13 protein-coding genes are annotated in these 11,816 nt (G+C 40.0%); all 13 read left to right on the forward strand.

Annotation, left to right across the window (positions count from 1 at the left end; translation table 11 throughout):
* The first annotated feature begins 1 nt into the window (after window position 1).
* The 13 genes from D7D50_RS07465 (at window position 2) to D7D50_RS07535 (ending at window position 11,744) form a co-directional block, all read left to right on the forward strand.
* Window positions 2-811, forward strand: coding sequence for a hypothetical protein (locus D7D50_RS07465; protein ID WP_023023395.1), 810 nt, complete (start codon window positions 2-4; stop codon window positions 809-811).
* Window positions 795-1,484 carry a hypothetical protein gene (locus D7D50_RS07470; protein WP_120701878.1) on the forward strand — a complete coding sequence of 230 codons (690 nt, stop codon included), beginning with the start codon at window positions 795-797 and terminating at the stop codon, window positions 1,482-1,484. Before D7D50_RS07465 ends, D7D50_RS07470 begins: the two co-directional genes overlap by 17 nt.
* 446 nt (window positions 1,485-1,930) lie before the next feature.
* Window positions 1,931-3,919: an excinuclease ABC subunit UvrB gene (gene uvrB / locus D7D50_RS07475; RefSeq protein WP_120701879.1), complete on the forward strand. Its 1,989-nt coding sequence runs from the start codon at window positions 1,931-1,933 to the stop codon at window positions 3,917-3,919.
* 14 nt (window positions 3,920-3,933) lie between these two features.
* Entirely contained in the window at window positions 3,934-4,431 is a 498-nt protein-coding gene (locus D7D50_RS07480) for a GNAT family N-acetyltransferase (protein ID WP_120701880.1), read from the forward strand.
* 93 nt (window positions 4,432-4,524) lie between these two features.
* Complete coding sequence (locus D7D50_RS07485; RefSeq protein ID WP_120701881.1) at window positions 4,525-5,148, forward strand: NAD(P)H-dependent oxidoreductase; 624 nt, start codon at window positions 4,525-4,527, stop codon at window positions 5,146-5,148.
* A gap of 103 nt (window positions 5,149-5,251) precedes the next feature.
* Window positions 5,252-5,605, forward strand: coding sequence for a diacylglyceryl transferase (locus D7D50_RS07490; RefSeq protein ID WP_120701882.1), 354 nt, complete (start codon window positions 5,252-5,254; stop codon window positions 5,603-5,605).
* 1,515 nt (window positions 5,606-7,120) lie between these two features.
* A complete protein-coding gene (locus D7D50_RS07505; RefSeq protein ID WP_174705355.1) occupies window positions 7,121-7,588 on the forward strand; it encodes an 8-oxo-dGTP diphosphatase in 468 nt (155 codons plus the stop codon).
* Between the two features lie 105 nt (window positions 7,589-7,693).
* Window positions 7,694-8,098 (forward strand): PaaI family thioesterase, encoded by a 405-nt coding sequence (locus tag D7D50_RS07510; protein WP_120701885.1) that lies wholly within the window; start codon window positions 7,694-7,696, stop codon window positions 8,096-8,098.
* Window positions 8,073-8,825: an HAD family hydrolase gene (locus D7D50_RS07515; RefSeq protein WP_120701886.1), complete on the forward strand. Its 753-nt coding sequence runs from the start codon at window positions 8,073-8,075 to the stop codon at window positions 8,823-8,825. The genes D7D50_RS07510 and D7D50_RS07515 overlap by 26 nt, the downstream gene beginning before the upstream one ends.
* A 126-nt stretch (window positions 8,826-8,951) precedes the next feature.
* Window positions 8,952-9,287, forward strand: a complete 336-nt coding sequence (locus D7D50_RS07520; protein ID WP_009731127.1) for a zinc ribbon domain-containing protein YjdM — start codon at window positions 8,952-8,954, stop codon at window positions 9,285-9,287.
* Window positions 9,288-9,330: 43 nt separating this feature from the next.
* Window positions 9,331-9,972: a Pr6Pr family membrane protein gene (locus D7D50_RS07525; RefSeq protein WP_120701887.1), complete on the forward strand. Its 642-nt coding sequence runs from the start codon at window positions 9,331-9,333 to the stop codon at window positions 9,970-9,972.
* 239 nt (window positions 9,973-10,211) lie between these two features.
* A complete protein-coding gene (pyrR, locus tag D7D50_RS07530; protein WP_006596278.1) occupies window positions 10,212-10,733 on the forward strand; it encodes a bifunctional pyr operon transcriptional regulator/uracil phosphoribosyltransferase PyrR in 522 nt (173 codons plus the stop codon).
* A 93-nt stretch (window positions 10,734-10,826) separates the two neighbouring features.
* Window positions 10,827-11,744, forward strand: coding sequence for an aspartate carbamoyltransferase catalytic subunit (locus D7D50_RS07535; protein WP_023023366.1), 918 nt, complete (start codon window positions 10,827-10,829; stop codon window positions 11,742-11,744).
* Window positions 11,745-11,816 lie beyond the last annotated feature (72 nt).

The raw sequence follows: 11,816 nt of genomic DNA on the forward strand, positions 1-11,816 counted from the left end.
TATGTTGAAGCGTTCCTTTTTTAGTGATCTCTATAAATATTGTAGTTTACCTACTTTTAAATTCACTTTTTTTCTTATTTTGGGAGTCAGCATATTTTTTACAATTCAAAATATTCAGGTGATAAATGCCTTAGTAGAAGGAAATGGCCAAGCAGTTAACCTTGATCCGTCTATGTTATCATCGAATCCAGTCTATACAGTCAGGGATGCCCTCTTATCCTCCCCCTACCAAGCAAGTGTTATTTTCTTGCCAATCTTGGTTTCACTTGTTTATTCAACCCATTACCAATTTGGTGATGATAATTTTACTCAGTTATTGATCCCAAACTGGAAAGTTCGTCTTACTGGTTTTATTGCTAGTTCGATTGTCCTATCGTTACTTTCTACTTTAATCTTATCTATAGTAAATGTTGTTCTTTTACTCATTTTTCTAGATTCAACTTTAAAGAACTATTTAGAATTTACAATGTTTTTAGATGTCACGATAAGAGTTATGATATTTGCGATTGTCCTCACTTTATTAGCTATATTTTTAATAAGACTAACAAAAAAATCAATGTCTTCATTAATTGCAATCGTTTTATTATTAGTTATCACTTTATCAGGTATTTTAAGAGGAATTTCTTCGGAATTAGAGAATCTAATGCCTTTGATAGGAGCAAAATCTTTTGCTTTTGGTCGAATTGAAGGGACTCAAACGAGTCAATTGTATGGATTTACTCTTTTAGTAGTGGAAGGAGTCGTATTCTTGGTATTAATAATTGTTGTAGAAAAGATTCGAATGGGGAGGAAGAATGGCAAGTCTATTTAGAAGTCTTATTGTCAAAAAATATAGTTTAAAACCTGTAAAGTACCAGATAGCCATACAGTCACTTTTGATATTTTTTGTGTGTCTATTAGGTGTGTTGCCAGTTGCAATTAATGGTACAATTGTAGAATTATCTTTAGAGCAAGCTCTTGTTTTTGCATCAATGTTTTCTATTGGCATTGGATGTGTTAATGCATTTGTTGAGTTACAATCACACGAAACAAAACTAGTTTACTTGGTAAGTGGAAAAAGGATCTTAAGTTCAATTAGGATCCTATTCATAGAGTTGTTTGATGTATTACTACAATCAACCTTAAATTACATTGTACTGCTTATATGGTTTCATTTTTTTAGGAGCGAAAATGGTGTCAGTTTAGAAATTTTCTGTTTCTTTTTGATTGGCTCCATCCAATACTTTTTGATTTCTTACTTTTTAAGTTATTGTTTCAAAAGTCCAATGGGGAGTTTAGCTATTTTATTGCTATTTCCTATTTTAGTACAACCATTCATAGAAAGAGTAGTGGAACCATTGACTAGTTACCTATTTTATAATATTGTTGCAGATACAATATTAGGGAGAGCTTCCAATCTGCAACTCTGTATTTACGTTATTGGACTGGTATGTTCACTTGGAGCAACTCTCTACTTCTTGGTTAGGAATCAAGAAGTTAAGTAGTAAATAAAAATGATACTGATGAGCAAACTTTTCTAATTTTGGGAGAGTGGGACAGCAATCGGTCATTCGTTAGAATTCGATTTCGTCGTCCCACCTCCGCACAGTTGAGTAGGGCTGTAAAAGCTGATGAAATCAGCGTAGTAGAGCCCACTCAACCACTGCGTCTTGCTCAACAATCCAAAAACAATTAAGAGGCTAGGACTTTTGTCCCAGCCTCTTGTTTCGTATTGCATGGTTTTAGAATAAAAGATAAGACTTTCGAAGTAATTGCGAGAGTCTTGTTTAGTTTTTATGCTAATGCGTGTCCAATTAATTAGATTGTAATTCGCTTATGTACCAATTTAATGGATCGTTCTGTAACCTGATGTCTTCTCTCTTCATTCCTCATCTCAGAGAATTCTGGTGATTTATGGTAAAATAAGGTCTATATATGTGAGGACAAAGAGATGATTAATCGAATTACAGATAACAAATTTAAACTAGTATCCAAATACCAACCGTCTGGGGATCAACCGCAGGCCATCGAGCAGTTGGTAGATAACATCGAGGGTGGTGAGAAGGCGCAAATCCTGATGGGAGCGACTGGTACGGGGAAGACCTACACTATGAGTCAGGTCATTGCCCAGGTCAATAAGCCGACCTTGGTCATCGCCCACAATAAAACCCTAGCGGGCCAGCTCTATGGGGAGTTTAAGGAATTTTTCCCTGAAAATGCGGTCGAGTATTTCGTCTCTTACTACGATTACTACCAGCCTGAAGCCTATGTGCCATCGAGTGATACCTATATCGAAAAAGATAGCTCGGTCAATGATGAGATTGACAAGCTTCGTCACTCAGCAACCTCCGCTCTTTTAGAGCGAAATGACGTCATTGTAGTTGCATCTGTTTCATGTATCTATGGGTTGGGTTCGCCTAAGGAATATTCCGACAGCGTGGTCAGTTTGCGTCCAGGTCTGGAGATTTCTCGTGATAAACTGCTCAATGACCTGGTGGATATCCAGTTTGAGCGCAATGACATCGACTTTCAACGGGGCAAGTTCCGTGTTCGAGGAGATGTGGTCGAGATTTTCCCAGCTTCGCGTGATGAGCATGCCTTTCGAGTCGAGTTTTTCGGGGATGAGATTGAGCGGATTCGAGAGATTGAAGCTTTGACCGGCCAGGTTCTAGGAGATGTGGACCACTTAGCCATTTTCCCAGCCACTCACTTCGTGACCAATGATGACCATATGGAAGTAGCCATTGCCAAGATTCAAGCTGAGCTGGAAGAACAGTTAGCTATCTTTGAGAAGGAAGGAAAACTGCTGGAAGCTCAACGCTTGAAACAACGGACTGAGTATGACATTGAAATGTTGCGAGAGATGGGCTACACCAATGGTGTCGAAAACTACTCACGTCATATGGATGGCCGGAGTGAAGGAGAGCCACCGTACACCCTTTTGGACTTCTTCCCTGAAGATTTTCTCATCATGATCGATGAAAGTCATATGACCATGGGCCAAATCAAGGGCATGTACAATGGAGACCGCTCGCGCAAGGAAATGCTGGTCAACTATGGCTTCCGTTTGCCGTCTGCCTTGGACAACCGGCCACTGCGTCGTGAAGAGTTTGAAAGCCATGTCCACCAGATTGTCTATGTGTCAGCGACACCAGGTGACTATGAGATGGAACAAACGGATACCGTCATCGAGCAAATCATTCGTCCGACAGGTCTTCTAGATCCCGAGGTGGAAGTGCGTCCGACCATGGGACAAATGGACGATCTCTTGGGTGAGATCAATGCGCGTGTAGAAAGTGGAGAGCGGACCTTTGTCACCACCTTGACCAAGAAGATGGCTGAAGACTTGACGGACTACTTTAAGGAAATGGGTGTCAAGGTCAAATACATGCACTCGGACATTAAGACCTTGGAGCGGACGGAGATTATCCGTGATTTGCGTTTGGGTGTCTTTGATGTCTTGGTCGGTATCAACCTGCTTCGGGAAGGGATTGACGTACCAGAAGTCAGTCTAGTGGCCATTCTCGATGCAGATAAAGAAGGCTTCCTCCGTAATGAACGCGGTCTGATCCAGACCATTGGTCGTGCTGCCCGTAATAGTGAGGGTCACGTGATCATGTATGCGGACACCATGACCCAGTCTATGCAAAAAGCCATAGATGAAACGGCCCGCCGTCGTCAGATTCAAATGGCCTATAATGAAGAGCATGGAATCGTCCCACAAACCATCAAAAAGGAAATCCGAGATCTTATTTCTGTTACCAAGGCTGTGGCCAAAGAAGAAGACAAGGAAGTGGATATCACCAGTCTCAACCGCCAAGAGCGCAAAGAACTGGTCAAGAAACTGCAAGGCCAAATGCAAGAAGCTGTCGAAGTGCTTGATTTCGAATTGGCAGCACAGATCCGCGATATGATGTTGGAAGTCAAGGCTTTTGATTAGATAGGATAAAACGAATGAAGATTATCATTAAAACAATGGAAACACCTGAAGAGATAGAAGGAAAATCTCTCGTTCATTGGCAAACGTGGAGAGAGGCTTATGACGATCTTTTACCCGCGGATTTTCAGGAGACGATGACATTAGAAAAATGTCGATTCTTTAGTCAAAAATATCCAGAAAATACCTTGATTGCGATGGATGGAAAGAAGGTTGTTGGATTTATCAGCTATGGAAATTACCGTGATGAGACCATTCAAGCTGGTGAAATCATTGCGTTATATGTTTTAAAAGATTACTATGGAAAAGGTGTGAGTAAACAGTTAATGCATGCTGCATTTGTTGCTCTTGATCAATTCTCTGAAATTTATTTATGGGTATTGAAAGATAATAAGCGAGCCATTGCTTTCTATCAAAAAATGGGTTTTACTTTTGATGGCCAAGAACAAATACTTAAACTTGGAAAACCTGTTAAGGAATTGCGGATGATATGTTCTTCAAATAAAAATTCCTAAAGGACCTATCTATCAATCTTTGAACCATTATTAATTAATCAAGTAAAAATATAAAAGAGATAGAATGAACCAAAGAGATGAAGGAGAAGACGAATGAAGATTCTAGTCATCAATGGGCATCCGGATAAGGAAAGTTACTGTCAGGCAATTTTTAAAACCATTGTCGAAACAATTGACTCAAATCGCCACGAGCTTAAAGTGATTAATCTCAATGAAGAGGACTTTGATCCGGTTCTTCGCTATGGCTACCGAAAGCGAATGGAGGAAGATCCTTTTATTCTTCGTTCTCAAGAATGGATCCAGTGGGCGGATCACCTGATCTTTGTTTATCCCATCTGGTGGAGTAGTATGCCTAGCCTTATGAAGGGCTGGATCGATCGGGTCTTTACACCGGGGATTGCCTACTCGGCCAATGACCAGGGAAGCTTTATCTGGAATTACCTCAGAGGCAAGCAATTTAAGAAGTTGCTTAAAGGGAAAACGGCCAGTATTTATGCGACCTCCATGGCGCCTACTTGGTGGTACAAGGTTTTTTCAGGCCCTCTCAACATTCCAGATAGTTATGGCATCTCTGTTTTGAAGAATGCAGTTTTGAACCACTGTGGGATTAAAACCAAGCGTGTCTGTATTTTAGGTGAAGTCGGCCGGGATGTGAATACCGCTAGTATGCGGGAACAGCATCTCCGAAAGGTAGCAGCAGAAGTGAAAAAACTCTGATGAAACGTCAGTTTGTTCTCATAAGTTCGTGTCTTTAGTTGTATTTTGAATAAGATTTAGTTAAACTATCAATATAATCTATAAAAAATAGGGATGATTCCATATGCTGCTTTTTATCTATATGATCTATGTCGTTCTTTCACTATCAAAAATGAAAAATGAAGGTAAAAGGGTCTCTATTTTTACTAAGGTGATTGTTTACGGCCTATTGATTCTCTCTTTGTTTATGCTCTATTTCAGTTTGTTGTCATTTTTATTTAGCCCATTGCCATTTTTTGGCTTTCTAGCTGCTCTTGCTATTGGCGGTATGATACTATCTCTTAAAATAGTTATTGCCCTTGCTTTGCTTTTGTTATCTCTTAGCCTATTCTTAGATAGCAAAAAAAGTGATCCGGAAGTGCCTCTCGTTGATCATTGGTTGCGATTGGGTGTTCATATTTTATTGATCATTATTTAAGGCAAGAACTCCACTTTCAAGCCTGAATGTGGATTTTTTGTCACTTGAGATATGAAACCCAGCGGTAACGGAAGTGAAAAATCTCAAATGAAGATATTCATTTAATGTACATTGACGTTGTTATGGATTAGCTTTATAATATGGTTAGTTATAGCATTTCTAAATAAGGAGCCTTCTCTATGCTTAAGCAGTTAAATGGTTTTAAAGTCTTTTATATCTGTTGGTTGGCCTTTTTAGTGATTGAATTGATTTTAATTGTCTTTGGTCTATCATTTACCCCTCTACTTAGTTGTCTCTGGTTTGATTTCTTATTTCTAGTTCTTTTTTTCCATCTTTGGTCTATCTTTTATAAAAAGAGAGAGTTCAAGTTTTTTCATCTAATCTTACAATTTTTGAGTGTCATTCTAGCATTTTTCATTTGGCTCATTCTCCAAGTGTCTTTTACAGATTCAGCTGATACCATAATCCCTCCAATCCATCATAATGCGGAGATACGAGGGAATTATGTTGAAATTCCCCATGGAGCGATCCCTATACGGAGTCGTGATTACTATGAACTAGTCAATCCCTTCATCATGAAACTAGAAGTGAAATATACTCATGAAGGGTTCTAATCAGAAAGCTGTTTTTTTCTAATTCATTATTTCTACTATCTCATTGATAACTAAATGTTCATCTTTAGCGCTTTTGTTGGAAACTAAGGGATAGTAGAAAAATTTTTTAAACTATTTCTGTCGTTCCCCTCAGGGAATTGCTGTATAATGAAACACCTAATTAATTGTATTTTTGAGGAAGATTCATGTTGAAACGATTAAATGGTTTTAAAAAGTTTTATTTATTCTCTCTAGTTTTTTTCGTCCTTGAATTACTATTAGTAGTTTTTGGTCTATCCTTTATTCCGATTATCTGCTGTTTGTGGTTTGACTCTCTAGTTTTAGCATTATTTTGGCATTTTTGGACCTGCGTTATAAAGAGAGAAACTGAATCAAATCATGTTTTCTCATTGATTTTTAGTTTTATTTTGCTTTTGTTTTTTGGTTTCATGTTAAACATGTCAATATCTATGTCGCCTAATACAATAATCCCACCAATTTATCACAACGCAAGAATGGAAGGGAAGTACGTGATTATCGACCACGGCTCTTACGAACATGGCATTGGCTCATGGAGTGTCTATAGAACTATGTATCATAAGCTAGTTAATCCTATCATCATGGAGTTGTAATGCCTTTCGCTATGAATCTGGTACTAGAGTATTTGGGAAAAGTAGAAATGAAGACGGTATTTTATTCTCATTTCTTATTTTCAACTATCTTATTTGCATGTACAAGTTCCGGTTAATACAGTTAATGGCAACCAATAGAAAGTATTTTTTAAACTTTTGCTGTTGTTTTCCTTTAAAGGACGGTAGCATGCCGAAAAATCAAAGCATTGTAAAAAGGAGTTTCAATCCCTTTATTATGTAAAAAGAAACGATGGACACATTTTAAAAATTAAACGAGAAGAAAGGTTTCTATGTCACGCGCAACATCTACTATTCTAACAAATCTATGTCTGATCGAAGACTGTACATCGAATAAAGTAGTCCTCCAATACCGCTCACCTGAAAAGACTCACTGGGCTGGCTATGCTTTTCCAGGGGGCCACATTGAAGAAGGAGAGAGTCTGGTCGAGTCTGTCATTCGAGAGATTAAGGAAGAAACCGGCTTAACAATCTCCAATCCCCAACTAGCAGCTGTGAAAAACTGGCAGTTGGAGGATGGAACTCGCTACATCGTCTTTTGCTACAAAGCGACAGAATTCACAGGCCAGCTAAGATCGTCTGAAGAAGGGGAAGTATCTTGGGTTCCTAAGGACCAATTAGAAAAGTTGGACTTGTCCTATGACATGCTTCCTCTGCTGGAGGTCATGGAAGACCCAGACTTATCCGAGTACTATTATCGCAAACGGACAGATGATGGTTGGGAAAAATTTCGCTATTAAGGAGTTGGCTTCCACCAGCTCTTTTCTTATTCTTGTAAGAAGTGGAAAAAAGTAGTATGATGGAAGGGTTTAGGAATACCTTATATAGATGGAAGAGGGTTTAACATGAAGGATTTTCACTTTGACGCCATAGCAGCATTTGAAAATTATGAGATCGAAACCATGAGAGATGGTCATGTCGTTGTGACTACTAAGGTGGTCGAGTCGTCTCTCAATTATTATGGAAATGCGCACGGCGGCTATCTCTTTACCCTGTGTGATCAGATCAGTGGCTTGGTCGTTATTTCACAGGGAGTAGATGGTGTGACTTTGCAATCGTCGATCAATTACTTGAAAGCCGGACGTCTAGGAGATGTCTTGACCATCCACGGGGAATGTGTCCACAGTGGGCGGACGACTCGAGTTGTGGATGTCGATATTACCAATCAGGAAGGTACCAATGTCTGTAAGGCCACCTTTACCATGTTTGTAACGGGAGAAAGAGATGAATCAGCAAAAGTACGCATTTAAAAACTATATTTTTGATTTTTATGGAACCTTGGTCGACATTGAAACTGATGAGTCGAGTCCAGTCTTATGGGATAGCATGGCCCAAATCTACCAATCCTATGGGGCTCATTATACAGGAGAAAGCCTGCAAGTCCGTTATAAGGAGTTGGTGCGGCAAGCTGAGGAAAGTATCGCGAAAGAAAAACAAGTGACCTATCCGGAGGTTGATTTGACAGTGATCTTTGTTCAACTCTATCTAGAGAGTCATCCAACTGGAGCAAGTGTCCATCATCTCAAAGAGTGGGGACGCTTGATGGCACGGACCTTCCGTGTCCTCTCTCGCAAACGCTTGGAGCTTTACCCACAAACGAAAGAAGTCTTAGAAGATATGAAAGCTGCAGGTTGTCGAATCTATCTCTTATCTAATGCACAAGCTGATTTTACCAATCCAGAGATTGATTTGCTTGGCTTGAGAGAAATTTTCCATGATATTTATCTGTCGTCAGATGCAGGGATTCGCAAACCTCAGCAGGAATTCCTCGTGAAAGTGATCAAAGAACACCAGTTGAATCCTGATAAAACGGTCATGGTAGGGAATGACTTCAGTACAGATGTCGCTGTAGCGAAAAGTATTGGCATGCAAAGTATCTTGATCAATACCTTCCCGTACTCTGACGAAGAACTACGAGACAAGAGACAAGCAGGTGTGCGCGTGATTCATGAGATTCAAGAATTACAAGAAGATTAAAGTTTATCATCGATTTTAGGAGGCCAAGTTGCCTCCTCTTTTAAAAAATGTTGCAGTTAAGCTGAATTTGTCAAAATTCCCCTTTCATGGTATACTATGGGAGTTAATTTTGCTAAGGAGATTGAAATGAATAACCTACCAAATTGTCCAAAGTGTAATTCTGAATATGTTTATGAAGATGGTGCCCTCTTGGTCTGTCCAGAGTGTGCTTATGAATGGAACCCAGCTGAAGTCGTAGAAGAAGAAGGTGTCGTAGCGATTGATGCCAACGGAAACAAATTGGCTGACGGTGATACTGTTACCTTGATCAAAGACTTGAAAGTCAAAGGTGCACCTAAGGATTTGAAACAAGGAACGCGCGTGAAAAATATCCGTATTGTTGAAGGCGACCACAACATCGATTGTAAGATTGATGGCTTTGGCGCAATGAAACTCAAATCAGAATTTGTGAAGAAGATCTAAAAATAAGAAGAAGGGCCTGGCCCTTTTCTTTCAGGAGAATACTATGAAATTCAAACTATTGTTTAGCTATCGTTTTCTATTGTTTATCTTGAGTGTCATTGGCGTTTATCTGCAACTCACCAAGCATGGTGGCTTTGGGATGATGCTCTATTACACTATTTTATCCAACATGTTGGTCATGTTCTTCATGGGTGACATGGTTTGGCGCATGCTTCGTGGTCGTTCGACCCAAACCCAGGGCTATCTTCGCTTGAAGGGTGGGGTCACAATGTCGATCATGATCACCTGTGTCATCTATCACTTTATGCTAGCACCAATCGCGACACCTGAGAAGTTTTACCGCTTGGAAAACTTTCTCTGTCATTACATTGTTCCCTTGATGTTCTTCTTTGACACTCTGGTGATTGATAAACCCAAACAGTACCGTAAGTCGGATCCGTTAGCTTGGACTGTGCTTCCCGTTCTTTATATGCTTTTTGCTCTTCTCAACGGTTTGGTCCTTAAATGGCCAGTACCTGGCGCGAAAGACAGTCCTTTCCCTTATTTCTTTATCAATGTCAATCGTTTTGGCTGGCTCTATGTCGTTAAGATGGCGACGATCATTTTTGTCGCTTATTTAGTCGCTGGTTGTGGTTTGTTTGCCTTGAAGAAAATTGGTAAAAAGGAACGGACCATCATTGAATAGAAGGATTGTGACCATAAATCCGAACATTACTAGAAAAAAATAATTTTTTTCTTGCATCCCTCTATAAACTGTGATATAGTATGGATAATTAAATAGTCCTTTAATCCTGTCCCGTGAGGCAGGCAAGGAGTCTGATCAAAATAAGGGGTAGACTGGATGCGTTCTAGATACTATCTCTTAGCATTTTTCTGAAGCCTCCTTGCAAAGGGAGGCTTTTTTCTATCAATTAGGAGGAAAAGATGAAGATCAAAGAAGTCGTTGATGATTTAACGATGAAGCGGGCGATTACTCGCATCACCTATGAAATCATCGAACGGAATAAGGATCTGAGCCAAATTGTTTTGGTAGGGATCAAAACTCGTGGCGTATTCATTGCCAATCGCATCAAAGAACGGTTAGCACAGCTAGAACAAATAGAAGTTCCAGTCTGTGAATTGGATACCAAGCCTTTCCGTGATGATATCAAAGTAACAGAAGATTCAACCGTTTTACCAGTAGATATTACTGGCAAAGATGTCATCCTGATTGATGATGTCCTTTATACAGGTCGGACTATTCGAGCTGCCATCGATAATCTTGTCAGTCGTGGACGTCCATCGCGCGTCAGCCTGGCTGTCCTAGTGGATCGTGGTCATAGAGAATTGCCGATCCGACCAGATTATGTTGGGAAGAACATTCCAACAAGTCGATCAGAGGAAATCATTGTCGAAATGACGGAGCTAGATGGTCAAGATCGTATCTTGATCGAGGTGAGTGAATAAGGTAGTTTTCAAATCGTCGCTATATACAGGAGCGACTGAGGGAGCTTCCTGTATCGTTTTCACATATGCATATCTTTGGAATGGAGTTACAACATGTCTACAAATCAAATCGCACTTAAAAACCTTGTCTCAATGGAAGCTTTATCAAACGAAGAAGTTATGGCCTTGATTAAGCGTGGGATTGAGTTTAAAAATGGAGCAAAAGCTCATTATGACGAGCAACATATCGTGGCTAACCTCTTCTTTGAGTCGTCAACACGTACGCACAAAGCATTTGAAGTGGCTGAGTTGAAATTAGGTTGTGATCTCCTTGACTTTGATGTGAAAACGAGCTCTGTAAACAAGGGTGAAACTCTTTACGATACAATTTTGACCATGTCAGCTCTAGGAGTCGATATCTGCGTCATCCGTCACCCAGAAGTAGACTATTACAAGGAATTGATTGAAAGCCCAACCATTACAGCCTCTATTGTCAACGGGGGCGATGGATCTGGTCAACACCCAAGCCAAAGTTTACTAGACTTGATGACCATCTACCAAGAGTTTGGTCACTTTGACGGTTTGAAGGTTTGTATCGCTGGTGACTTGGATCACTCACGGGTTGCAAAATCCAATATGCAAATCTTAAAACGCTTGGGGGCAACCCTTTACTTCGCTGGTCCAGACGAATGGAGAAGTGAAGAATTTGAAGAGTATGGAACCTTTGTCACCATCGATGAAGTGATTGAAGAGGTTGATGTGATGATGTTCCTCCGTGTTCAACACGAGCGTCATGACTATGAGTCTCTCTTCTCAAAAGAAAACTACCATCGTTTGCATGGGTTGACACAAGAACGCTATGATCGTATGAAAGACACAGCCATCTTGATGCACCCAGCTCCAGTAAACCGTGATGTGGAGATTGCCGACCACTTGGTAGAAGCTCCTAAATCACGCATTGTGGAGCAAATGACCAACGGTGTCTTCGTCCGCATGGCTATCATCGAAGCAGTATTGGCTGGACGTAAATAATAGAGTAAAAAAAGAAAGGAGAAGTGAGAGGGTCTACAATCTGGTGGTCTTTTCTCACTTTTCTTTTTGGAG

The sequence above is a fragment of the Streptococcus koreensis genome (assembly GCF_003627135.1).
GTDB lineage: Bacteria > Bacillota > Bacilli > Lactobacillales > Streptococcaceae > Streptococcus > Streptococcus ilei.